At 37.3% G+C, this 24,774-nt stretch carries 22 protein-coding genes; 4 read left to right on the top strand and 18 right to left on the bottom strand.

Translation table 11 applies throughout. The features are described from left to right. Positions 1–96: 96 nt before the first annotated feature. On the top strand, positions 97–657 hold the full coding sequence (locus EJN67_RS00185) for an RNA polymerase sigma factor (protein WP_165000653.1): 561 nt from the start codon (positions 97–99) through the stop codon (positions 655–657). On the opposite strand, the gene EJN67_RS00180 is transcribed toward EJN67_RS00185, so the two are convergent. Continuing rightward, positions 654–905: a TIGR03905 family TSCPD domain-containing protein gene (locus EJN67_RS00180; RefSeq protein ID WP_129721276.1), complete on the bottom strand. Its 252-nt coding sequence runs from the start codon at positions 903–905 to the stop codon at positions 654–656. The two genes, EJN67_RS00185 and EJN67_RS00180, sit on opposite strands and share 4 nt — an antisense overlap. 238 nt (positions 906–1,143) lie before the next feature. Here EJN67_RS00180 and EJN67_RS00175 point away from each other — a divergent pair, with 238 nt between their 5' ends. After that, positions 1,144–1,806: a peroxiredoxin gene (locus tag EJN67_RS00175; RefSeq protein ID WP_129721275.1), complete on the top strand. Its 663-nt coding sequence runs from the start codon at positions 1,144–1,146 to the stop codon at positions 1,804–1,806. A 38-nt stretch (positions 1,807–1,844) separates the two neighbouring features. Here the strand turns inward: EJN67_RS00175 and EJN67_RS00170 are convergent, their stop codons facing one another. The 4 genes from EJN67_RS00170 to EJN67_RS00155 form a co-directional block, all read right to left on the bottom strand. Beyond that, positions 1,845–2,978, bottom strand: a complete 1,134-nt coding sequence (locus EJN67_RS00170; protein ID WP_129721274.1) for an Ldh family oxidoreductase — start codon at positions 2,976–2,978, stop codon at positions 1,845–1,847. A 159-nt stretch (positions 2,979–3,137) separates the two neighbouring features. Further along, entirely contained in the window at positions 3,138–4,169 is a 1,032-nt protein-coding gene (gene fbaA, locus EJN67_RS00165; protein WP_129721273.1) for a class II fructose-bisphosphate aldolase, read from the bottom strand. An 80-nt stretch (positions 4,170–4,249) separates the two neighbouring features. Beyond that, positions 4,250–4,672: a hypothetical protein gene (locus tag EJN67_RS00160; protein ID WP_129721272.1), complete on the bottom strand. Its 423-nt coding sequence runs from the start codon at positions 4,670–4,672 to the stop codon at positions 4,250–4,252. Positions 4,673–4,810: 138 nt separating this feature from the next. Then, positions 4,811–6,697, bottom strand: a complete 1,887-nt coding sequence (locus tag EJN67_RS00155) for a hypothetical protein (protein ID WP_129721271.1) — start codon at positions 6,695–6,697, stop codon at positions 4,811–4,813. A 528-nt stretch (positions 6,698–7,225) separates the two neighbouring features. On the opposite strand from EJN67_RS00155, the gene EJN67_RS00150 reads away from it, so the two are divergent. Continuing rightward, positions 7,226–8,980 carry a phosphoenolpyruvate carboxykinase (GTP) gene (locus tag EJN67_RS00150; RefSeq protein WP_129721270.1) on the top strand — a complete coding sequence of 585 codons (1,755 nt, stop codon included), beginning with the start codon at positions 7,226–7,228 and terminating at the stop codon, positions 8,978–8,980. 43 nt (positions 8,981–9,023) lie between these two features. Here the strand turns inward: EJN67_RS00150 and EJN67_RS00145 are convergent, their stop codons facing one another. After that, a complete protein-coding gene (locus EJN67_RS00145; protein WP_129721269.1) occupies positions 9,024–9,596 on the bottom strand; it encodes a hypothetical protein in 573 nt (190 codons plus the stop codon). Positions 9,597–10,170: 574 nt separating this feature from the next. Here EJN67_RS00145 and EJN67_RS00140 point away from each other — a divergent pair. Continuing rightward, the gene (locus EJN67_RS00140) at positions 10,171–10,965 is read left to right on the top strand and encodes a M55 family metallopeptidase (RefSeq protein WP_129721268.1); all 795 of its coding nucleotides are present in this window, start codon (positions 10,171–10,173) and stop codon (positions 10,963–10,965) included. Positions 10,966–11,050: 85 nt separating this feature from the next. On the opposite strand, the gene EJN67_RS00135 is transcribed toward EJN67_RS00140, so the two are convergent. From EJN67_RS00135 to EJN67_RS00080, 12 genes are all read right to left on the bottom strand, one after another. Continuing rightward, entirely contained in the window at positions 11,051–12,307 is a 1,257-nt protein-coding gene (locus EJN67_RS00135; protein WP_129721267.1) for a Glu/Leu/Phe/Val family dehydrogenase, read from the bottom strand. A 122-nt stretch (positions 12,308–12,429) separates the two neighbouring features. After that, positions 12,430–14,556 carry a ribonuclease R gene (rnr, locus tag EJN67_RS00130; protein WP_129721266.1) on the bottom strand — a complete coding sequence of 709 codons (2,127 nt, stop codon included), beginning with the start codon at positions 14,554–14,556 and terminating at the stop codon, positions 12,430–12,432. A 157-nt stretch (positions 14,557–14,713) separates the two neighbouring features. Next, the gene (secG, locus tag EJN67_RS00125; protein ID WP_129721265.1) at positions 14,714–14,962 is read right to left on the bottom strand and encodes a preprotein translocase subunit SecG; all 249 of its coding nucleotides are present in this window, start codon (positions 14,960–14,962) and stop codon (positions 14,714–14,716) included. 127 nt (positions 14,963–15,089) lie between these two features. Then, positions 15,090–16,382 carry a phosphopyruvate hydratase gene (gene eno / locus EJN67_RS00120; protein ID WP_129721264.1) on the bottom strand — a complete coding sequence of 431 codons (1,293 nt, stop codon included), beginning with the start codon at positions 16,380–16,382 and terminating at the stop codon, positions 15,090–15,092. Positions 16,383–16,401: 19 nt separating this feature from the next. Next, positions 16,402–17,946 (bottom strand): 2,3-bisphosphoglycerate-independent phosphoglycerate mutase, encoded by a 1,545-nt coding sequence (gene gpmI / locus EJN67_RS00115; RefSeq protein WP_129721263.1) that lies wholly within the window; start codon positions 17,944–17,946, stop codon positions 16,402–16,404. Positions 17,947–17,956: 10 nt separating this feature from the next. Further along, on the bottom strand, positions 17,957–18,703 hold the full coding sequence (gene tpiA / locus EJN67_RS00110) for a triose-phosphate isomerase (protein WP_129721262.1): 747 nt from the start codon (positions 18,701–18,703) through the stop codon (positions 17,957–17,959). 103 nt (positions 18,704–18,806) lie between these two features. Beyond that, positions 18,807–19,991 carry a phosphoglycerate kinase gene (locus EJN67_RS00105; protein WP_129721261.1) on the bottom strand — a complete coding sequence of 395 codons (1,185 nt, stop codon included), beginning with the start codon at positions 19,989–19,991 and terminating at the stop codon, positions 18,807–18,809. Positions 19,992–20,015: 24 nt separating this feature from the next. Then, entirely contained in the window at positions 20,016–21,026 is a 1,011-nt protein-coding gene (locus EJN67_RS00100) for an ArsJ-associated glyceraldehyde-3-phosphate dehydrogenase (protein WP_129721260.1), read from the bottom strand. Between the two features lie 98 nt (positions 21,027–21,124). After that, entirely contained in the window at positions 21,125–22,171 is a 1,047-nt protein-coding gene (locus EJN67_RS00095; protein WP_207207931.1) for a sugar-binding transcriptional regulator, read from the bottom strand. Positions 22,172–22,258: 87 nt separating this feature from the next. Beyond that, entirely contained in the window at positions 22,259–22,747 is a 489-nt protein-coding gene (trmL, locus tag EJN67_RS00090; protein WP_129721259.1) for a tRNA (uridine(34)/cytosine(34)/5-carboxymethylaminomethyluridine(34)-2'-O)-methyltransferase TrmL, read from the bottom strand. 33 nt (positions 22,748–22,780) lie between these two features. Beyond that, a complete protein-coding gene (locus EJN67_RS00085; protein WP_129721258.1) occupies positions 22,781–23,737 on the bottom strand; it encodes an L-lactate dehydrogenase in 957 nt (318 codons plus the stop codon). Positions 23,738–23,772: 35 nt separating this feature from the next. Next, entirely contained in the window at positions 23,773–24,705 is a 933-nt protein-coding gene (locus tag EJN67_RS00080; protein WP_129721257.1) for a DUF362 domain-containing protein, read from the bottom strand. Between the last annotated feature and the right edge of the window lie 69 nt (positions 24,706–24,774).

Here is a 24,774-nt window from a genome sequence, read left to right as displayed (position 1 = left end):
CTGCGTGTTTTTTCATTTACCCTACCATATAATATGCTGTATTTGGCTGTACAGTACTATATCAAAGGGCCGGCCCTTTGCCATAGGAGAATACACATGGAATATATGTATAAGGATTTGGTAAAAATGGCCAAAAAAGGTGATACCAACGCATCTAAATATATTATAGGAAAGCTTAATCCCCTTATATGTTCTGCTATAAATCGCTATGCCTATAAGATGGAACGGGATGATGCATACCAAGAAGCAGTTATCATAATAATGGATTGTATTAAAAGCTACGACGAAAAACTTCAAGTACCATTTTTGTCATATGTAAAATCAAAACTTTATTATGGCATGCTCAATATATCAAAAAAATATCGTCCCCTGATTTCATTGGATAAATCCATAGGTGATGAAGATGCTTTGACTTATATAGATATTTTAGAAGACGAAAATGCTGACATATGGAATATTTATGTAAAGACAGAGGATTTTAAAATGCTTTATAAGGCCATAGATAGGCTGTCACAAAAACAAAAGGAGGTAATTTTACTATACTTTTTTAATGAATTAAGTTTGAAAGAGATAGCCAGTATAAGGGGGGTACACTATAAAACGGTACTGGGACTAAAAAATAGGGCAATACAAGCACTAAGGCGGGAGCTTTATTAAACTCCCGCCCCTTTAAATTGCAAAAGCGCCTTGGAAAACTGATCTGGACAAGATGTAGACTTACTTCCGCATCTTATACCTGAAAGCCTCTTTATCGCCTCTTCAACCTCCATACCTTCAACTAGTTTGGAAATACCCTGTAGATTTCCATTACAGCCCCCTGTAAATTGCACCTTCGTTATCCTGCCATCTACTATATCGAATTTTATATCCCTTGAGCAAACCCCTTTTGGTGAAAACTGATACATCTATAATACCTCCTATTGACAGTAAATGTTTATTATATATTTTATATCGACGATTTCAATGTATCTATAATATATAACCTGAATATCATATGTCAAACTAAAAATTCAGTCTAAAAATTTTTCTAAAAAATCTTCAAAAACTTATTATAACCGATAAAAAATAGTTTAGCTATATAATAGGATAAAAAAATAATAACAAATTCCATATATATTTGATAATAAAGAGGAGGATTACACAATGGAAGATGTAAAAAGAATGGCGCTATTAGGAGAAAAATTTCCATCCATGGAAGTAGTAACTACACATGGAGTAAAAAAACTGCCTGATGATTATGCCGGAAAATGGTTTGTGCTATTTAGCCACCCCGGAGATTTTACCCCGGTATGTACTACTGAATTTGTAAGCTTTTCAAAAAAGGCAGACGAGTTTAAGAAATTAAATACTGAACTTATTGGTCTATCAGTAGATCAAGTGTTTTCACATATAAAATGGATTGAATGGATTAAGGATAAAACCGATGTAGAAGTTCCTTTTCCAGTCATCGCCGATGAATTGGGAAGAACAGCTTCCGCACTTGGCATGATACATCCTAGTAAAGGTACTAATACCGTAAGAGCTGTATTCATAGTAGATGATAAAGGTGTAGTAAGACTAATAATGTATTACCCGCAGGAGGTGGGACGTAATGTGGATGAAGTCTTAAGATCCGTAAAGGCATTACAGACTGCTGATAAAAATAAAGTAGCCGTTCCTGAAAACTGGCCAAATAACCCCCTAATCGGTGATAAGGTCATAATTCCCCCGGTAGCTACTGAAAAGCTAGCAAAAGAACGCCTTGAGCAGGCTCAAAATGGAGAAATAGAATGTTTCGACTGGTGGTTCTGCTACAAAAAACTATGACAAGAAAAGACCTCTGCATATGCAGAGGTCTTTTCTTGTCATTCATTCCACTTATCTTCAAAACCAAATGTATAATCATCTAACTTAAGCTCTTCTTTAACCTTTAGAATCTCCTTTGCAATGGACTTATTAATAGGCACACCTTTGTCTTTTCTGTCTAACCACGTCAAATACTCCTTTTCCCATGCAGTATAGATTCTATCACAGCCTGGTGCTTTTTTAGAATTACGTAGAGCCCTTAATATTTCACCTGTTGTTTTTTTGAAACTCTCCAACGAAGTAAATGCACTTACATCTATTGCTATAAAGAAATGTCCCAATCTATAGGGCGCCCTATTGCCCTCTTCATCAAAACCTGTCAAATCTTTTAGAAACTTTCCACCCTGCAATGCAGCTGATAATATTTCCACTACAGTCGCATATCCATATCCCTTATAGCCCGATGTCTCTTCACCTATACCACCTAATGGTACCAACGCAGCAGTACCTGCCACAAGATCCTTAAGTACCTGATTGGGGTCAGTTTTACTCTTCCCGTCCTGTCCAATTACCCAACCCTCTGGCAATTCTTTATTGGCCCTTGCATATAATTCTACTTTCCCCCTTTGGGCTACTGCTGTGGAACAATCCAAAACAAATGGAAATTCTTCATCCGAGGGCATGCCAAATGTCAGTGGATTGGTGCCTAGCATATTTTCCACTCCAAAGGTAGGAGCAATGGAAGGGCGGGCGTTGGTCCCTGTTATACCTATCATTCCCTCTTTTACTGCCATGAGAGAATAATATCCTGCTATCCCATAGTGTGTAGAATTTCTTACTGCAACCATTCCCATACCATATTTTTTAGCCTTTTCTATGGCAAGCTCCATAGATTTTTTGCCTATTACATGACCCATGCCATTATGTCCGTCTACCACAGCTGTTGTAGGACCCTCCCGTACTACTTCAAACTCGGTAACTGGATTTTGTATGCCTAGCTTTATCCTATCATAGTATATGGGTTTTAATCTGCTCACACCATGTGAGTCTATACCATGTTTATCTGCCGTAATTAAAATGTCAGCACATATTTTTGCATCTTCCTCAGGCACACCTATTCCCTTAAAAACATCCACCATAAACTTTTCCATTTTATCAAAATTCACCCATACTATGTCCTTATCCAATACCATTTTAACATTACCCCTTTCTAATTTATTTTAAAAAAGAAAGAGACAGCCTGCACAAGTATCCAACTTATTGCATAACTGTCTCCTAATCTCTCATTAAATATATTATATTAACTTGTCTATATTATATACCTAAAGTATATTTTTAGCAACCCTAAACAATCAACCAAAGATGGTCTTACCGGTTGACCTCAATACATTACAAGCTTCCTTGATCCGTTCTGCCATACCAATCTCTCCAGCCTTCAAATATGATCTAGGATCATATACTTTCTTGTTACCTACTTCTCCTTCTATCTTCAAAACCCCATCATAGTTTTTAAACATATGATCTACTATAGGCCTTGTAAATGCATACTGGGTATCCGTATCTATGTTCATCTTGATTACACCATACTCAAGGGTCTCTTCTATTTCTTCCTTGCTAGAACCGGAACCGCCATGGAATACCAAATAATAGTGGGCATCATCCCCATATTCTGCCTTTAGAGCATCCTGGCCTTCCTTTAGTATTATTGGTTTTAATTTTACATTACCAGGCTTGTACACGCCATGAACATTACCAAAGGTAGCAGCCAGCATAAATCTTCCACTTTCGATTTTACTAAGTGCCCTATAAAACTCAAGCATATCTTCCGGAGTGGTGTACAGCTTGTCTTTTGACACGCCTTCATTATTCATACCATCTTCTTCTCCACCTACTACCCCTGCTTCTACCTCTAATATAATTTGATTCTTTGCACAAAGCTCTAATAATTTTGTAGATACTTCTACATTTTTGCTTACAGATAGTTCAGAACCATCAAACATATGACTATTAAATAGGTTCTTTTCACCTTTAGCCCTTCTCTTTTCGGTTTCTGCTATCAATGGATATACAAATGAATCCAATTTTTCAGGTTTGCAATGGTCAGTATGTAATGCAATACCTACATTATATTGTTCTGCCATTCTATGGATATGTTCAGCCAATGAAATGGCCCCTAAAGCGCTATCCTTTACACAAGAACCGGAAGCATGTGCGCCTCCTCCAACGGATACTTGGATAATACCATCGGATTTTGCCTCTGCAAATCCCCTCAAAGCAGCATTTGCTGTCTCCAATGATGATACATTAATTGCCGGATAAGCATAGTGATTTTTATATGCATTATCTAACATCTTACAATATTTTTCATAATCTACAACTGGCATCTTAAATTACTCCTTCCTTAAACTTATATATCTTAGTTTAGGCAATATAGCGTATTAAGTCAATATCATTTCGCAATATATTACTTTTTATTACCCCAATCGACATATAACCTTTCAATACCATGCGTTTCAAATTCCTTTTGATATTTTTCTTCATACTGCATTTTATTATCCCATGTTACGGTTTCATGATTATTTTCTGCATCTCTTTGAGCTATTCTACTTAATAGCTCCTCCCAAAAAGAATAATCGTCATAATCATCTACAAAGCCAAATATCTTATCTTCTAATTTTGTAGTAGGCAAATATAAATCATCTTTTTCATCATACAGAATCAAATCATCAGCCTCAAAATCCTTATAAAATGAATACAAATGCCTAACTATTTCATCATATTCTAAAAGTTGGTCGTCCCCTACTCTCCATGAATTAATCATCCATGAGCCTGCAAATGCCAATTCTACTAATCTTTTGTACTGTTCTTTGGTTAACTCTATCTTCATTATGTCGCCCCTTTCATACAAACTCCCGTACTTTTTTATTTTCTATCTTCTATTATATTATTATACACCTTTTGAGCCATATACATAAAGACCTATCTTTATACCATAGATGCAATGGTATAAAGATAGGTCTCTCTTCTAATAAAATTTTGCAAGCTTCTCCTCAAGACATCCTGCAATAAGACCGGAAACTATCTCAGCTACAGTCCAACCGGATTCTATAGACCATGGACCCCAGCCTACATCATAAGGACTTGCAAAAACCTCCATAAGCTCTACATCCAATCCCCTTGCCCAACCTCCATTTAGCTTATTATCACTACTGCTTATTTGAGCATCCATCATAAATTTTGAAATATTCTTCCAAAGATCCTTGAAATAACTATCGCCTGTTATAAAATAAGCCTGCATAAATGCCATGGGCAGCCAGTTTATAGAATAAAGCATATCCACAACAGGATCACCATTTTCTATAAGGAGCGAACATTCGCCTCCCTCGTTTTTACTTAATGTAGCCTTATAACCTTCATCCCATTCTAGATAGCTACCGGAACTATGTCTGTATTGTTCTAGATCATTAACAACCCTATATAAAAATTCCCTATGGGCATCTTCCCCTGTAATCCAATACAAAAATGCCGACGGCAAAACTAATCTACATAATTCCTGAGTTTGACTATGCTCCCTTACTGTATTAGGATATACCTTTATAATGCTTTCCATCCCTCTTATGCCTACATCCCTAAATCTTTGAATCCCGGTTAATCTATATGTAAGCAACAACGAAGCAAGATAATATCCGTTATAATGGGCAGAGGGGAAATTACCAGGAACATCCTCTAGCTTTTCCATATCTGCCACTGTTAAATTTATGTTATCTGTCCTTTGTATCCTTAATCCATCAATACCAGTAGTATTTACAAGAAAATCAAGGGCTTCTATGCAATTATTTATATATGTCTTATCTCCTAGATATAAACATTTAAATAGGTATGGCATTATTGCCCTGGCAACGTCATCCTGATAGCATACACTCCAACCTTCATTTGACCACCTAATCATTCCTTTGTATTGACCGTCCTTTATCTGAAAAAAGTCAAAACAAGCCTTTGTAAGATGATTTGATATCTCCATATATTTATAATCATCCTTTAATAATGAATATAACATAAATGCCATGGAAGTCTCACCTATACAGTCTGCCCTTATATTAGAAAGCATCGTTTGGGTACCATCAGGATATATTTCAGATCCAATGCCTTCTAGTACCCCCATTCTACCTTCATCTAATAATATACCTGCATTATAAAACCATTTTATCCCGTCATCTATACATTTCCCCAATTTTCCATCTTTCCCATTCAAACTATAGTATTTGGGTATATCATTAGGAGACACGATCTCATCACATAACCATCCTACTATGTAACAAATAATATCAATCCATTTATCCCTTGGCGTAAATCTTGCCCTTATAAAATTAGATATTCTAAAACAGCATATAAGAAGGTTTTCTCTGTCAAACCATAGTGCTCTATCCTTTGAATTGCTTATAAAATCATCATCGATTTTCGTATTATGATGGGCCTTTATGTATTTAGCATACTGCAAAACTGATCTCGCATTTTTATGTTCTCTATACGCCACTATCCTCATATTATACTGATCATCCATTATGTCACCCTTTTTCACTTTTCCCATAACAGATGAATCCAGACAAAATACCAAGCGTTCCTGTTTAGTAGATTGGGGTGGTGAAAAATAAAGCTCATGTATGCTGGATACATACTCTGAAAATACCCTTCCCCCTTTATCGATAAAATCATCTACCAATATCCTATCTTTGGGATGAAGCATAAGTGGCTTATCCGAAACTCCTCCTAACAATGCAATAGAATAATATTTTCCCAAGTCAATATTAGATATTTCATTTGGCTTTACAACATCGAGTACTATATCTAGATTCCGTAGTATGTCCAAAAGATCACTTCTACCTTCTGTTACAACTAATAAAGATTTATCCATAATGTTTTATCCCCTCTATCCAAATAAATACTATAAATATTTTTATAGTGTTTTATTACCATTTTATTTATTGTATTATATCAAATTTCTTTTCATGGGGGGTTGTTATTTTTTTTGATTTATATTGTTATTTTATCCTTTTAAGGCACCTACCATAATGCCATGTACAAAATATTTTTGTAGAAGATAATACCTTCCCCTTTGGCAATATAAAACTTATTGCTACAGAAAAATGAGGGTAATTATAAAAATACAATTTTTACACAGCATTTGCATGTATTGCATTGTTAAATTGCATTTTTGTATTAATTTTAGCTAATTTTTTTAATATTATATTAGTTTTTGTATAATATCTTCCTTCATCCTGCATTTAATGGTATAATTTTTTAAATTATCTTTTTTATGTTGCAAACTTCTGAAATGGATTATATATATATTAGATTTGTTAATAAGGAAATGTGCATAATATAAATGGTATGCCGTTTCCATAATAATAAATTACAAAATATATAGAAAGCGGTGAATCTTATGTACACAAACAAAGCAGTACAAGAATGGGTTGAAGAAATGGCTAAACTAACTAAACCTGATGATATTGTATGGATTGATGGATCAGAAGAAGAAAAAAAACGGCTCGAAGAGGAAGCTGTAAGCACTGGCGAGCTTACAGAACTCAATCAAAAGGAACTTCCTGGATGTCTCCTCCATAGAACAGCAGTAAATGATGTTGCCCGTGTTGAGCACAGAACCTTTATATGTACAAAGGATAAAGAGGATGCAGGTCCTACAAATAATTGGATGGATCCAAAAGAAGCTTACGGAAAACTTGGAAAACTTTTTGATGGATCAATGAAAGGACGTACCATGTATGTAATTCCCTATCTCATGGGACCAGTTGGATCGCCCTTCAGCAAAGTAGGTATAGAACTCACTGATAGCATCTATGTTGTACTCAATATGAGAATAATGACCCGTATGGGCAAAGTAGCTATGGATACACTAGGAAATTCAAATGATTTTGTAAAAGGTCTGCATAGTAAGGCACAGCTTGATGAAGAAAACAGATACATCTGCCATTTTCCCGAAGATAATACCATATGGAGCGTAAATTCTGGATATGGTGGCAATGTCCTTCTAGGTAAAAAATGCTTTGCCCTTCGTATAGCAAGTTATATGGGGAAACAAGAAGGTTGGATGGCAGAGCATATGTTGATACTTGGGGTTGAAGATCCTAATGGTAATGTATCATATATAGCAGGTGCTTTCCCCAGTGCATGTGGTAAAACTAACTTAGCAATGCTTATTCCACCAGCGTATGCAAAAGGCTATAAGGTATGGACAGTGGGAGATGATATTGCATGGATGAGAATAGGTGAAGACGGAAGGCTTTGGGCAGTAAATCCAGAAGCAGGTTTTTTTGGAGTTGCACCTGGCACAAGTATGAAAAGTAATCCCAATGCAATGCTTACTACTAGAAAAAACACTATATTCACCAATGTTGTCCAAACCCCTGATAATACAGTATGGTGGGAAGGTATTGGAGTTGATCCACCTCAAGAAGGCATAGATTGGAAAGGGAATCCATGGACCCCCGAAAGTGGAGAAAAAGGTGCTCATCCAAACTCTAGATTTACTGCACCTGCAAACCAGTGTCCATCCATTTCCCCTGAATGGGAAAATCCTGAAGGGGTACCTATATCAGCAATACTATTTGGCGGGAGGCGTGCAAGAGTAGCTCCTTTAGTTTACCAATCCTTTGATTGGGAACATGGTGTATTTGTCGGTGCTACTATGGGCTCTGAAACAACAGCTGCGGCTACAGGAAAACTAGGTGTAGTAAGACGTGATCCAATGGCAATGCTGCCATTCTGTGGATATAATATGGGAGACTACTTTGGGCATTGGTTAGAAATGGGTAAAAAGCTTACCCATCCCCCTCTTATATTCAACGTAAACTGGTTCCGTACAGATGACAACGATAATTTCCTATGGCCTGGATTCGGCGAAAATTTCCGTGTACTTAAATGGATACTAGCCAGATGTAACGGTGAAGTTGATGCACTCGAATCGCCAATAGGCTATCTGCCAAAAGTAGAAGATATTGAGCTTGAAGGCATTGAGGATAAGGTATCTATAGATAGATTATCTCAATTGTTAGAATTAGATGAAGATGCATGGAAGGATGAAATAAAAAGTCAGGAAGAATTTTTTGAAAAATTTGATAGGCTTCCAAAAGAAATTAAGGGTCAATTAGAGAATTTAAAGGATAGGTTCGGATTTTAATATATCATAAAAAATGGATAGACCTAAATAGTCTATCCATTTTTTATGACTTAACAAGGCTTAATGTACCGTTTTCTAACATTGCAACATCATAATTTTTTATGGTTATATGAACTTTTAAGTCTTTAAATGCTTTCATCTCATCCAATTTTCCTTCATCATATGTGGCTCCTACTTTTACTAGTAGTTCCATGATGTATTTTTTAAGCTCATTATCATCTATATTAAATTTACCTTCTCCCACATAGGTGGTAACTATCGACGGCTGCAAATCAATATCTATTACAGCTTCATCGTCAAAAAATAATGATTTATGAACAAAAAATTTATCGGTAACTACACCTTCATCTATTGATTTGCTTAAATTTAATTTAGTAATTTCAGTAGATTGCAACTTCAAAATATTCTTTACTATTTTTTGATTATTTTCAAGCTCTAAAATTCGATTCTCTAGTTTGTTTACCCTTCCATATAGACCAACAGACAAAAATAAACTTAATACCAATAATAATTCTAATATTATGGATAAAAGTTTTGATTTTCTGCCCTTCCTTTTCTTTTCAGATCTTTTTCCTATAGCCTCATCCATATTATTATTATTTGATTCTATATCCATACTATTCTCCTTGCAATATATCCTTTTAATACTTACTTTAAATATTCTACATACTAATATATTATCCTTTATTTTTTATAGATTTTGCAGGATATAAGGCAAAGAGTTTCAATCCCTTATAGGTAGACTAATAACCAGCACGTTCCTTATGACAAAAAATTAGAAGAACGATGTTTCAATTCCTTATAGGTAGACTAATAACTTTTTAATATATTTTTGCCATTCTGCATTACTTTTAGGTTTCAATTCCTTATAGGTAGACTAGTAACTCGTTCTATGCATTGATATTACTACATTTGTCATAGATTGTCAACAACTCCTTTCTTGCTACATTTTATTACAAAAGTTTTGTTATTCGTTGGTATAACTACATTCATCCAAAAAATAAAAAGGTTGTCGATCCCCTGTAGTTTTTACAGCATTGGTAATCGACGACATTTTATTTTAATGCACTCCTTTTCAAATAGGATGTTTATATGATAATTATATAATCTTTATATGATAATTATATAATCTTATATATATAAATGCTAATATATATATAACTATTAATAGTAGCTAGGGGGAGTTTACTTTGAAAATCTATATTCTTACCGATATGGAAGGCGTAAGCGGCATTGTAAGTTTTGATGAATGCGCACCAAGCAGTCCTAATTTTACCCGTTCTAAACGTTTGGCCACATTAGAAGTCAACGCTGCCATAGAAGGTATATTGAGTACTGGAGACCATGAAATAGTAGTATTTGATGGTCATGGGCCAGGTGGTATTGAGTTTGAACTTTTACACAAATCCGCTTGTTTAGTTATGGGGAGACCTGTGGATATGTTATTCTATATGGATAAAGAACAATATGATGCCTGTATGATAATAGGACAGCATGCTATGAGAAATACACCATTCGCCAACTTACATCATACATTTAACAGTAAAACAGTTATATCCTTGACAATAAATAATCACTTGATAGGTGAGGCAGGTGTTGCTGCTTTAAGGGCGGGCATATATGATATACCTACAATATTGCTTAGTGGTGATAGAGCAGCCTGTGATGAAATAGAAACTATAATTCCAAATATACACACTTGTGAAGTAAAAAAAGGGCTTAATACTACAAGTGCCGTTTGTCTAGCACCAGAGATGGCCAGAGAAAAAATAAAGAGTTCTGCTGCCTTTGCTATGAATCATATGTCAGATATAAAGCCATACAAGTTAGAACCGCCTTATATAGCAGAATGGGTCTTCTTCGATTCTAAAGAACTGATTCCCTATATGAATAAGGATTATTGCAAAATAATACAACCTAATAAGGTGCAGATCTATGCCGAAGATATGGAAGATCTAATAAAAAATAAACTCTGGGGATTTTAAACTAAATCATGTAAAATAATAAGGTGAGGATGCGGATATCCTTACCTTATTATTTTAATATCAAATATATTTTTCCTTTATAGTATTATGGAAATATACCTCTAATCTTTTTTGCCTTGACCAATCTGCCAATTGCCACCATATAAGCACCCATCCTCATGGTAGTATTCTTTTCATTGGCTGCTTGCCAAACATCTTCAAAGGCATTCTTCATTATAGTTTCCAATTTTGCATTTACAACGTCTATATCCCATGCCATGCGCTGGAGATTTTGTACCCATTCAAAATAAGATACAACTACGCCCCCTGCATTGGCTAAAATATCCGGCACTACATAAATACCTTTTTCATCTAGTATTTTATCTGCTGCAACCGTGGTAGGACCATTAGCTCCTTCTACTATAATTTTGGTCTTTATCTCCTTTGCCACGTCTTCAGTTATCTGATTTTCTAAAGCAGCAGGTATTAAAATATCTGTATCACATGTTAACAACTCAAAATTATCTATATGTTTTAATCCTGGTTGATCATAATCCTCCAAAAGGTGTCCACTTTGTGTGAAATCCGAAATTTTATCCATATCCAATCCATCGGGATTATATATCCCACCTGATACATCGCTTACACCTATTACCTTGCATCCTGCTTGATATAAAAGTCTTGCAGCAGTTCCACCTACATTACCCATCCCTTGAACAACTACACGGGTATCTTTAGCTGTTATGCCCAATCTTTTAAGAAGTTCTAACGTAATAATCATTACCCCACGTCCGGTAGCCTCTGGTCTTCCTATGGATCCGCCTATCTCCAAAGGTTTTCCAGTAACTACACCAGGCACAGTATAACCTTTAAAAGCACTGTATGTGTCCATTATCCAACCCATTATCTCAGCATTTGTATTTACATCCGGAGCCGGTATGTCCGTTTCTGGACCTATCAAAGGCAAAATCATAGCTGTAAACTTTCTGGTAAGTCTCTCCAATTCATCTTTGGATAAGTTCTTTGGATCAACAGTAATACCGCCTTTAGCACCACCATATGGAATATTAGCAACGGCACATTTAAATGACATCCATGCAGCCAATGCCTTTACCTCATCCATGTCCACATTTTGGTGATATCTAATACCACCCTTATATGGACCCAATGCACTACAGTGCTGAACTCTATAGCCTTCAAAAACTTTTATAGACCCATCATCCATCTTTACAGGCATAGATACTTTTAATTCCCGTTCAGGATATTTTAAGCCTATGTAATCATCCTCTTCCAAACCCAACATGCAAGCAGCACTATCCAATACTTCAAGCATGTTGTCGTATGGATTATATTTTTTGCTCATTTTTCTGTCTACCTCCTTATAAAATTATGCTGTAATCCTATTGTAGCATAATTTTATAAAAAAGCTTATACTAATTTACATATTTATATATTATTTTTACAATTGCAATTTATTTTTCGAAATCAGTCAACTAAAACAAAATCTATATTTCTACTAGACAAATCTACCTTTATTACTTTTATCCTTACTAAATCGCCCAACCTATATATCTTTCTAGTCCTTGTGCCTATAACACAATAGTGTTTCTCATCATATGAGTAATAATCATCCTCCATACTGCTCAATCTAACCAAACCTTCAACTGTATTTTCCAGTTGCACATATATACCGTATTGTGTAACTCCTGAAACTATGCCATCATATTCATTATCTATCTTATCCTGCATAAACTCAGCTTTTTTAAGATCTTCCGTTTCCCTTTCCACATCATCCGCTAACCTCTCAGTCTTTGAACAGTGGTCGGATAGTTCTGGAAGAAATTTATCAAGCTTCGATATCCTTTTTTCATCCATATTACCATGTAATAACCCTTTTATAATACGATGGATCATAAGATCTGGATATCGTCTTATTGGCGAGGTAAAATGGCAATAGTACTTTGCTGCTAGACCAAAATGCCCTAAATTTTTTTCGTTATATTTTGCTTTTTGCAAAGATCTTAGCATTACAGCACTTATTATCCGTTCCTCTCTAGTACCTTTTGCTTGGTTTAATACGGTTTGAAGCACTTTAGGATGGATTTCTCCGCCTCCAATGCCCTTTAAATGGTACCCAAAATTGTGTATAAACTCATTAAAATCCAGCATTTTCTGAAGATCCGGTTCTTCATGTACCCTATATACAAATGGCATATTGCTCCAAAACATGTGTTGCGCAATAGTTTCATTGCATATAATCATAAATTCCTCTATTATCTGATTTGCTATACCCCTATCTTCAGGGCAGACCTCTATTGGCTTCCCATTTTCATCTAATTTGATCATGGTTTCATCCAGATCAAAATCTATACTACCCCGCTTTACCCTATTATTATAGAGTATTTCCCTAAGTTCATTCATCAATTTAAAATCATCTAAAAATTCTCTATATTTATCTTCTAACGCCTTATCTCCGTCTTCCAGTATACTGGTGATATCATCATATACCAAACGCGCCTTTGAGCATATAACCGTCTCTTCTATGGAATGCTTAATAACCTTCCCCTTTTTGTCTATCTCAATAAATACAGACATAGCTAATCTATCTTCATTTGGATTTAGACTACATATGCCATTTGATAGCTCTTTGGGCAACATAGGTATAACCCTATCCACAAGATATATACTATTTCCTCTCTTATATGCCTCTTTATCCAAAGCCGTACCTGTTTTTACATAATGGGTTACATCAGCAATATGCACACCTAATAAATAATTTCCGTTTTCCACAATCTCTATAGATACGGCATCATCAAAGTCCCTAGCATCTGCACCATCTATGGTAAAAAGCTTTAGATCCCTTAAATCCCGCCTACCCTTTATATCTTTTTCAGATATCTTTTGGGGAATATTTCTAGCTTCTGACATTACTTCGCCAGGAAAATCCTCTGGCAGATCATATTGGCGTATAATGGATAGTATATCTGTCCCCGGCTCATCTTTATGCCCTAAAATTTCTACTATCCTTCCTTCAGGATTTCGCCTATCCTCCGGCCATTTTGTAATTTCGGCTACCACCTTATACCCGGATTTTGCACCATTCATTTCATCCTTAGATATAAATATATCCTGTGCTATTTTAGTATCATCTGGTACTACAAATCCAAAATATTTATCATGTTCAAATGTACCTACTACTTGTTTATTTGCCCGTTCCAGTATTCTTATTATTTCCCCTTCCCTTGATGGCCAACTATCGGTTTCACTTGCAGTTAATAATCGCACCATTATACGATCATTATGCATAGCCCCATGCATATTGGGCGGAGAAATAAATACATCCTTTTCATCTTTATCATCCGGAATAAGAAATCCAAAACCCTTTGCATTGCTTTGAAGTCTGCCTGTCAAAAAACCTAAATCCTCAGGAAGGGCATATTTCTTTTTCCTAGTAAGCATTAACATTCCTTCATCTACCATCTCTTCAAGTATGGACATAAAAAGTTGTTGGTCATCTTTTGAAATCTCCAGCATGTCCATGAGTTGATCAGGATACTGAGGTGGGCATTCTTTTTCTTTTAAAATCCGCACAATCCGTTCCTTTATATTCAAATCGTCATCCTCCACATTGAAAAATCTTATCTTTCCATTTCTATATTTATCCTATTTTAGAACATTTATAACTTTTCACACTTCTAAATATTAGTATGCTTTTTTTTTTCAACAATTATTATATATTACAAAAAAACGACCTTTAAAGTCGGTCGTTTTATGCAAGTTTATTTACTAGTACCAATATTATGTTCAATGCTATAAAAGCTCCTGCTGAAATCTTTGTCCAACGCTGAAGTTTACCTTCATAACTCCTGGCTTTATTTTTGCCAAAGAATGTTTCAGCACCCCCGGCTATGCTACCTGATATACCTGCTGTTTTACCAGGCTGCAAAAGTACAATTACTATTAAGAATACCTCTGCAATAACAAGCAGCACTGTAAGTATTATCTTTAAAGCTGCCACCGAAATCCCTCCTTAATAATATGACAAGGATATTTTACCATAGGACTACTATAAAATCAACATTTATATAGATATAACACGAAAATAGCCCTCATACTTAAACGTATAAAGGCTATCTTGTCTATACTTATAGTTTTAGGTTAAACCATGCATTTAATCCTGGAAACTGTGCAGTATACCCAAGCTCCTCCTCTATGCGCAAAAGTTGATTGTACTTTGCTACCCTATCGGTTCTAGAAGGAGCACCAGTCTTTATCTGACCTGCATTAACTGCTACAACCAAATCTGCTATTGTGGTATCCTCCGTCTCTCCAGATCTATGGGATACTACTGCTGTATATCCTGCCCTATTTGCCATCTGTATGGCATCTAGTGTCTCAGTAAGCGTACCAATCTGATTTACCTTTATGAGTATTGAGTTTCCAACACCCATATCTATGCCCTTTTTGAGTCTGTTCGTATTGGTAACAAACAAATCATCTCCTACAAGCTGTATACGCTTACCCAATTTAGTGGTTAGGAGTTTCCAACCTTCCCAATCCTCTTCATCCAGACCATCTTCAAGGGATATTATAGGATACTTGTCTACAAGTGATACATAATAATCTACAAGCTCTTCTGCAGTTCTTACCACACCTTCACCAGGGAAATGATACTTGCCATCTGATTTATCATAAAGTTCGCTAGCAGCCGCATCTATGGCAATCCTTATATCTTCTCCCGCCTTATACCCTGCCAATTCTACTGCTTGAATTATTACCGATATTGCCTCTTCATTCGTCTTTAGATTTGGTGCAAATCCACCTTCATCCCCTACCGCTGTGCTGTATCCTTTATCACTCAACACCTTCTTTAGGTTATGAAATACCTCTGCACACATGCGCAAAGCATTTTTGAAACTATCAGCCCCTACAGGCATTATCATAAATTCCTGTATATCCACAGTATTATCTGCATGTTTTCCACCATTTAATATATTCATCATAGGGACTGGAAGTACTTTTGCATTAACTCCGCCTAAATATTGATAGAGCGGTATTCCAAGCTGATCTGCGGCTGCCTTGGCAACAGCTAATGAAACACCCAATATGGCATTAGCGCCTAACTTGCCCTTATTTGGTGTACCATCAAGCTCTAATAATACGCTGTCTATTGCTACTTGATCTAATGCACTCATGCCTACTATCTCATCTGCTATTATATCATTTACATTGTCTACTGCAGTTTGCACGCCTTTACCCATATATCTTGTCTTATCCCCATCTCGCAGCTCTACAGCCTCAAATGCACCTGTAGATGCTCCAGAAGGCACTGCTGCGCGGCCTACTCCACCGCCTTCAAGATATACTTCCACCTCAACCGTGGGGTTTCCACGGGAATCCAAAATCTCACGAGCTACAACATCCACTATAGTCATCATTTTTTTATTCTCCTTTCACTTACTTGGCTATCAAACTCTCCCCTGTCATCTCTTCCGGTTTCTCTATGTTCATAAGTTCAAGCATGGTAGGAGCTATATCAGCTAATTTACCACCTTCACGAAGTTTTACATCTTTTTTATCAGGGTCCACTAGTATGAAAGGTACTGGATTGGATGTATGGGCTGTATGGGGCTCACCAGTCTCATAATCCACCATTTGATCGGCATTGCCATGGTCAGCAGTTATAAGCGCTCTCCCGCCTACCTTTAAAACTGCATCCACCACCCTACCTACACAGGTATCCACCGTTTCCACGGCCTCTATAGCTGCTGGTATAACACCTGTATGACCAACCATGTCACAGTTTGCAAAGTTTAGTATTATAACATCATATTCTCCTGATGCTATGCGCTTTTCAACTTCTTCAGTAACTTCAAATGCACTCATGGATGGCTTGAGGTCATAGGTAGCCACCTTTGGCGATGGTATAAGTGCCCTGTCTTCGCCTCCATTAGGATATTCTACCCCACCATTAAAGAAAAATGTAACATGGGCATATTTTTCGGTTTCAGCTATCCTAAGTTGGCGTTTCCCAAGTTTACTTATATATTCACCAAATGTATTATCAAGTGTCTGAGGTTTATATGCTATATGAATATTTGTGAATGTTTCATCGTATTGTGTCATGGATACAAAATATATAGGAAAATACCCTTTAGCCCTATCAAATTCTGAAAATTCCGGCTCTATAAAGCTGCGTGTTATCTCTCTTGCCCTATCAGGTCTAAAATTAAAGAATACTATCGAATCATTTGCTCCAATAGTTGCAGTAGGCGCTCCATTTTCCAATATTACAGTAGGCTTTACAAATTCATCGGTTTCACCATTTGCATATGATTTTTTCATAGCTTCTATAGCACCATCTGCAAAAACACCTTTACCCAATGCCATTGCATCATATGCCAGTTTAGTACGCTCCCATCTCTTATCCCTATCCATTGCATAATACCTGCCTGCTACGGTAGCTATTTTACCAAAGTTTATTTCATCGATCTTTTCTTCCAATTTTTCTATATATGACTTTCCGCTAGATGGCGGTACATCCCTACCATCCATAAAACAGTGGATATATACATTTTCCAGGCCATGTTTTTTTGCCAGTTCCATAAGTGCATATAGATGACCTATATGGCTGTGTACTCCCCCATCTGACACCAAACCCATAAGATGAAGTTTAGTACCATTTTTCTTTACATTTTCTATAGCACCTAATAGTTCCTGATTTTCAAAAAAAGAACCATCCTCTATAGCTTTGCTTATCCTTGTATACTCCTGATATACTATACGTCCTGCTCCTATATTAAGATGGCCTACTTCTGAATTTCCCATTTGACCATCAGGTAGTCCTACATAAAGACCACTACCTTGAATAGGCACATGGGGGTATTCTTTCCAGAGTCTATCAAGATTTGGTGTATTTGCTTCATATATTGCATTGTTTTCTTTTCTATCGTTTAGGCCAAATCCATCCATTATTATGAGGGTAGTTAAATCCTTAGACATAGTTTCCTCCTTAATAGTTGACAATGGAAGCAAAGTCCTGAGCTTTAAGGCTGGCACCACCAATTAGACCTCCATCTATCTCGGGCATTGCCATAAGCTCTTTTGCATTTTGAGGCTTCATGCTCCCGCCATACTGTATACGTACCTTTTCAGATACATCTTGTCCAAACATTTCCTTTATGGTGTTTCTTATTATACCTATCACTTCGTTTGCTTCCTGTGCAGAAGCTGTTTTGCCAGTTCCTATAGCCCATATAGGTTCATAGGCAATAACTATCTTTTCTGCCTGTTCCTTTGTCAATCCACCCATGGCAATCTTGGTCTGCATGCTCACTAGATCGGCAGTAATACTCTGCTCTCTCTGCTCTAGTGTTTCACCTACACATACAATAGGTGTTAGTCCATGGGAAAAAGCCTTCAATACCTTTTTATTTACAGTCAAATCGGTCTCAGCAAAATATTGACGTCTTTCAGAGTGCCCTATTATAACGTATTCTACTCCTAATTCTTTTAACATGATTGGAGATACCTCACCAGTATACGCACCCTGTTCTTCAAAATGCATATTCTGAGCACCAAGCTTTATATTGCTACCCTTTATGGCCTCTGCCACTATAGGTAGACAAACAAAAGGAGGACACACAACTACTTCTACCTGTGTATCCTTCACTAATGGTTTTAATTCATCTATAAGTACCGCCGCCTCAGACGGTGTTTTATTCATTTTCCAGTTTCCTGCAATAATAGGTGTTCTCATATTTAATTCTCCTTGCACTATTTTGTTTCACATCCCAGGTTCCCGCCCGGACTCCCGGGCGGTTTTATCTGGGTAATCTATATTAAAAATTTAGGGGGCAAAGTTATTTATCATTAAGGGCTGCAACACCAGGCAATACCTTGCCTTCTAAGAATTCTAGTGAAGCGCCACCCCCGGTGGAGATATGTGTCATCTGATCGGCAAATCCCATCTGCTCTACAGCAGCTGCCGAGTCCCCTCCACCTATTATGGTAGTACCTTTACATTTGCCCATATACTCAGCTATAGCTTTTGTACCTTCTGCAAATGCAGGCATTTCAAATACGCCCATAGGCCCATTCCATACCACAGTCTTTGCATTTATTATCTCTTGACCAAAGATCTCTCTAGTCTTAGGCCCGATATCCAATCCCTGCCAATCAGCTGGAATCTTATCGCTGTCTACTACCTTGTGATCTGCATCAGCTTTGAATTCCTTTGCAACTACTGTATCTATGGGCAATAAAAGCTTTACACCTTTCTTTTCTGCCTTATCTAAGAGTGCCTTTGCCAATTCTACCTTATCGGCTTCCAGTATGGATTCCCCTACTTCATAGCCTTTAGCTTTGAAGAATGTATAAGCCATACCACCGCCTATTATAAGCGTATCTACCTTGTCTATAAGATTTTCAATTACACCGATTTTATCCGATACTTTAGCACCACCTAATATGGCCACAAATGGTCTCTCCGGATTATCAAGTGCTTTACCCATTACATCCAATTCCTTGTTTATGAGATAGCCTGCCACTGCCGGCAAATAATGTGCTACCCCTTCGGTAGATGCATGAGCCCTGTGTGCAGTACCAAAGGCATCATTTACATATATCTCTCCAAAGCTTGACAATTCCTTTGCAAACTCAGGATCGTTGTCTGTTTCTTCCTTATGGAATCGTAAGTTCTCAAGGAGCACTACCTCTCCATCCTTTATATCTGCAACAGCTTTTTTAGCGTCTTCGCCTATAACATCCTTTGCCATTGTAACCTTTTTGCCTAAGAGCTCTTCCAGTCTCTTTGCTGCAGGTGCCAAACTATATTCAGGCTTTACCTGCCCCTTAGGTCTGCCCAAATGGGACATCAAGACTACCTTGGCATTATGATCAACCAGATATTTGATAGTAGGCAATGCTGCACGTATTCTAGTATCATCGGTGATATTTCTATTATCATCAAGGGGTACGTTAAAATCTACCCTTACAAGTACCCTTTTACCATTTACCTCTATATCCTCAATGGTCTTTTTATTCATAAAAGCCACTCCTTAACTCTATACTTACAGTCTAGCTGCGATATAGTTAACTAAATCAACTAATCTGTTTGAATAACCCCACTCGTTGTCATACCATGAAACAACTTTTACCATATTGCCTTCCATAACCATGGTGGATAGTGCATCTACTATGGAAGAACGGGGATCTTGTCTATAGTCTATAGATACCAATGGCTCCTCTTCATATCCAAGTATACCCTTCATAGGACCTTCCGCAGCAGCCTTGAATGCAGCATTTATCTCTTCTGCAGTAGCATCCTTTTCAATCTCTGCTACCAAGTCAACTACAGATACTGTAGGTGTAGGTACTCTCATTGCAAAACCGTTTAATTTGCCCTTAAGCTCAGGAAGTACAAGTGCAACAGCCTTTGCAGCACCAGTAGTTGTAGGAATAATAGACTCAGCAGCTGCTCTAGCCCTTCTTAAATCCTTATGGGGCAAATCCAATATTTTCTGGTCATTTGTATATGAGTGAACAGTGGTCATAAGACCTCTCTTTATACCAAACTCTTCATGCAATACCTTTGCAAAAGGAGCCAAGCAGTTTGTTGTGCAGGAAGCATTTGAAATTATGTTATGATTTGCAGGATCATACTTATCCTCGTTTACACCCATTACAATGGTGATATCCTCGTTCTTGGCGGGAGCAGATATAACAACCTTTTTAGCCCCAGCTTTGATGTGTTTCATAGCCTTTTCCTTGTCTCTGAAAATACCTGTGCATTCCATTACAATGTCAACGCCCATGTCTTTCCATGGCAAATTCTCAGGATCCCTTTCAGCCAATATCTTTATTTCCTTGCCATTTACTACTATAGCACCCTCTTTTGCTTCAACAGTGCCATTGAAACGCCCATAGCAGGAGTCATATTTTAAAAGATGTGCAAGGGTAGCTGCATCTGTTAGATCATTAATAGCTACAAACTCCAATTCGTTTGGATACTTCTCCAAAGCTATTTTAAAAGCATTTCTTCCAATTCTTCCAAAACCATTAATAGCAACTCTTATACTCATTGATAATCGTCCTCCTCATTTATGTATTTTATTTTAACCAGCCTGCATCAAAAGGTACAAGCCAGCACTTAAACATTATATACCCTATCGAAAAAAAATTAAACACCTAATTTTATAACCTCACGGGCCGCACCTTCGTCTGTTATGAGCACACTATTTTCCCAATGCCTCATTACAGCAGCTATAGCAATGGCCTTTTGATGTCCCCCTGCTATACCAACAGAATGGGGGATATGCCTTAATTCATCAATACTAAGGCCTATGGAACTTGAGGCATATACTATATCTCCATGTTCATTAAAATAATATCCGAATGCCTCTGCTACCGCTCCCGCCCTTTCCAAATTATTTATTCTATCGGCAGACAAGTTTCGGCGTCTTGCCATATCCTCAGCCCTACCAATACCATATACAAGTATATCTGTTTTCTTCAGAGCATCTACTATGCTTCTAATATCCGGTTCGTTTAAAAGGGTTTCTACAGCCTGAGCTCCCAGCTGATCAGGCACGTGGAGCAATCTATATTGACCCCCCAACTTTTTGGCAAATATCGAAGATAGAGTGTTGGCCTGATTCTCCACCTCTCTACCCATACCGCCCCTTGCCGGTATCACAACTATATCACTCAATTGACCTACCTTAGGTAAGGCACGTGCAACAGATCCTACCGAAGATCCACCGGTGACTGCCATAACGCTGTCATTTTTTACTATACTTCTTATATACTTAGCCGCAGCCTTGCCCATCTCATTTAATACCAATCCTTCTTGATCCACATCACCGGGTACCACTATAACTTTTTTTAGGTTTAGTATTTCCATCATCTGTGATTCCAACTCATAAGTACCCAATATCTGATTGACAAAATCATTTAATCCTTCAAGCAAAGACTCCCCTTCAACGGTTATCACCATTCCAGAAGCTTTTACATCTATAAAACCAGCTTCCTTTAAAAATGCCGTTTCCCTTCTTACCATGCGTTCAGGCACATTTAGGGATACTGAAAGATTACGTCTGCCTATAGGTTGGAATTCCCTTATATGTTTCAGTATAGTATATCTTTGATTAAACAGTTCTGCCAGTTCAGGCACCAACTGTTCCAACAAGTTATGCTTTTGCGTCATACTCATCCTCAACCTGGACACTTTCTGTCCCGCTATGCGAGATTCGTCCCACATGTTTATTCTATAACAGACATAGAAATTTTTCAATAGTAAAGCTAAAAAATATAACTAAAATTTTGTTAAATGTCCTTCTGTTTCAAGACCTGGATAATCAAGCTGCCTTAGGGCCTCATATAATACTATAGCTACCGAATTCGAGAGATTTAAAGATCTTGCATCATTTATCATAGGTATCCGTATACATCTGTCATAGTTATCATGGAGTAACTCTTCAGAAAGGCCTGCCGTTTCCTTGCCAAAGAATATAAAACTATTATCGTTGTAATGGACATCACTGTGTCTTAAAGCACCTTTGGTGGTAGAAAAATAAAAGTCCCCATCTGGATACTCATTGAATATCTCATCTATGTTATCATGATAGTGGATTTCCACCAAATGCCAATAATCAAGCCCTGCCCTCTTTAAATATTTATCATCCACAGAAAATCCTAAAGGCTTTACAAGATGTAATATAGCACCGGTAGCAGCACAAGATCTTGCTATATTTCCCGTATTTTGTGGTATTTCTGGTTCAACCAGTACTATGTGTATAGGCATAATATAAGTACCTACCCCCTTATCTATTCTATTTTAAAATCCAATTTCTTGTATGGCTTTTTTAAGTACCTCAGCAGAAGACTTAAGCTCCTTGATCTCCCGATCTTTTAGCGGCAACTCCAAAACCTTTTCTACCCCTGAATGGTTCACTATGGTTGGCAGGCTCAGGCATACATCCTCTATTCCATAATATCCATTCATACAAGAAGATATTGGTAATATGGAGTTTTCATCCCTAAGTATAGCTTCTACTATACGCCTTACCGCCAAACCCACTGCATAATAGGTTGCTCCCTTGCCCTCTATTATTTCATAGGCAGAACGCTTTACATTTTCGAATATCTCACCGCGATTTGTATCTTGACAGCCCTTCTCACACCTTAAGCAATATTCCTCCATGGATATACCTGCTATATTTGTTATGCTCCATGCAGCCACTTCGCTATCACCATGTTCTCCTATTATATAGGCGTGCACATTTTGGGGTGCCACATTGCAATGCTCGCTTAAAAGATATCTGAATCTTGCACTATCTAGAACCGTACCTGAGCCTATTACCTGTGTAGGCGGGAGACCGGAAATTTTGAGAGTAACATAGGTAAGTATATCCACCGGATTTGTAACTACCAAAATAACACATTCCTTATTATACTTTACTATCTCTGGCACTATGGATTTAAATATCCCAACATTGCGCTTTAAAAGATCCAGCCTGGTTTCTCCTGGCCTTTGGGCTGCTCCTGCTGTTATTATGACTATATTGGAATCCTTGCAATCCTCATATGTACCAGATTTTATCTTGACAGGCGGCACAAATGCAATGCCATGGTTTAAGTCCATCACCTCTCCCGCCAACCTCTTTTGGTTTAAATCTACCAGTGCTATCTCCGATGTGGTACCAGCATTCATAAGTGCATAGGCTGTAGTTGCACCTACAAAACCTGCACCTATTATGGTAACCTTATCAGTTATAAATTCATTGTTATACATGTTTACCTCCCTCAGTCATTTTATACTATCACAAACTAAAGCATATGTTCAATGGATTTTATGCCGTCCTTATCAAGTGCTATAGGATAACCATATGCCGCCATGCTAAACATCTCTTCCGCATTAGCTAGTGGGATACCCTTTAGATCCACCTTTGTAAGATCCCCTTCCCCTACACCACGCTTTATAAGGGTATAGAGATAGTTTATTGCCTGGGGCAAATATCCTAATAGCCTTGCACCCACCGTATCGGTAGCTACAGGATCTGTCCCAGCTATTACAATGCCACCAGAAACTGGTTTACCTCCCGAAGGGCCTGTCCCTATCATGGCTTTATCTGTACTTACAATTGATAAATCTATTGGGATCTTTTCCGCCATAGCTGCTATAAAACTATGAAGATTGACATGAATCCCTCTATTATACTTTGGAAAACCATGCTCCTCGGCAGGTGGCCAAGATAGGGCAATATTCTTTATGGCCATAGATAGAGTCGCTTCAGCATGAGTCTTTAGCTGGGTAAACGATATAAGTACAGTAAGTTCATCTAGAAGCCTATTTATCTTTGTGGAGGACGGTCGTTCATTATTAATCTCTATATCTATATATGGACCATAGTTTAGGTCTATAAACTCTATATTCTCTTCATTTATAATTTTTTGAAATCCCCCATTCTTTATCACATTGATAGTCTCATCTCCCCCTGAACCGGCGGCCAATACAATTCGCTTTGGACTTTTCTCCTTTATACATCTAATAAGCATCCTTAGCGTCTCTGGTCCTACAACCGTACCTGCCTCTGGAGACTCGCTCTTTACCCAATTTGGAGTTATAACCACCACATCTTCCTCATCTATCATCCTATCCATGGGCAGCATCGATAGGGCAGATCTCAGATGATCCCCTTCATATCCCTCTCCTCCTGTTATGGCTACTATAGGTTCTTTTATCTTGCGTCCATCTCGCATATTATCACCTCAAACTTAATCTTTTCTATATTAATAGACCCAATTATAGAGGTTTTTATTCTAATTTTA

Origin of the sequence: Xylanivirga thermophila, from assembly GCF_004138105.1 — a bacterium.
GTDB classification, from domain to species: domain Bacteria; phylum Bacillota; class Clostridia; order Caldicoprobacterales; family Xylanivirgaceae; genus Xylanivirga; species Xylanivirga thermophila.
The sequence above is the reverse complement of the archived record's forward strand: the minus strand, read 5'-3'. Positions and strand labels throughout refer to the sequence as shown.

Bases quoted from the DNA above. Each gene is read 5' to 3' on its own strand.
- EJN67_RS00185 (WP_165000653.1), top strand. From the start codon at position 97: ATGGAATATATGTATAAGGATTTGGTAAAAATGGCCAAAAAAGGTGAT.
- EJN67_RS00180 (WP_129721276.1), bottom strand. From the start codon at position 905: ATGTATCAGTTTTCACCAAAAGGGGTTTGCTCAAGGGATATAAAATTC.
- EJN67_RS00175 (WP_129721275.1), top strand. From the start codon at position 1,144: ATGGAAGATGTAAAAAGAATGGCGCTATTAGGAGAAAAATTTCCATCC.
- EJN67_RS00170 (WP_129721274.1), bottom strand. From the start codon at position 2,978: ATGGTATTGGATAAGGACATAGTATGGGTGAATTTTGATAAAATGGAA.
- fbaA (WP_129721273.1), bottom strand. From the start codon at position 4,169: ATGCCAGTTGTAGATTATGAAAAATATTGTAAGATGTTAGATAATGCA.
- EJN67_RS00160 (WP_129721272.1), bottom strand. From the start codon at position 4,672: ATGAAGATAGAGTTAACCAAAGAACAGTACAAAAGATTAGTAGAATTG.
- EJN67_RS00155 (WP_129721271.1), bottom strand. From the start codon at position 6,697: ATGGATAAATCTTTATTAGTTGTAACAGAAGGTAGAAGTGATCTTTTG.
- EJN67_RS00150 (WP_129721270.1), top strand. From the start codon at position 7,226: ATGTACACAAACAAAGCAGTACAAGAATGGGTTGAAGAAATGGCTAAA.
- EJN67_RS00145 (WP_129721269.1), bottom strand. From the start codon at position 9,596: ATGGATATAGAATCAAATAATAATAATATGGATGAGGCTATAGGAAAA.
- EJN67_RS00135 (WP_129721267.1), bottom strand. From the start codon at position 12,307: ATGAGCAAAAAATATAATCCATACGACAACATGCTTGAAGTATTGGAT.
- eno (WP_129721264.1), bottom strand. From the start codon at position 16,382: ATGATGACTATAGTGGATGTTGTAGCTCGTGAGATTTTGGATTCCCGT.
- gpmI (WP_129721263.1), bottom strand. From the start codon at position 17,946: ATGTCTAAGGATTTAACTACCCTCATAATAATGGATGGATTTGGCCTA.
- tpiA (WP_129721262.1), bottom strand. From the start codon at position 18,703: ATGAGAACACCTATTATTGCAGGAAACTGGAAAATGAATAAAACACCG.
- EJN67_RS00105 (WP_129721261.1), bottom strand. From the start codon at position 19,991: ATGAATAAAAAGACCATTGAGGATATAGAGGTAAATGGTAAAAGGGTA.
- EJN67_RS00100 (WP_129721260.1), bottom strand. From the start codon at position 21,026: ATGAGTATAAGAGTTGCTATTAATGGTTTTGGAAGAATTGGAAGAAAT.
- trmL (WP_129721259.1), bottom strand. From the start codon at position 22,747: ATGCCTATACACATAGTACTGGTTGAACCAGAAATACCACAAAATACG.
- EJN67_RS00085 (WP_129721258.1), bottom strand. From the start codon at position 23,737: ATGTATAACAATGAATTTATAACTGATAAGGTTACCATAATAGGTGCA.
- EJN67_RS00080 (WP_129721257.1), bottom strand. From the start codon at position 24,705: ATGCGAGATGGACGCAAGATAAAAGAACCTATAGTAGCCATAACAGGA.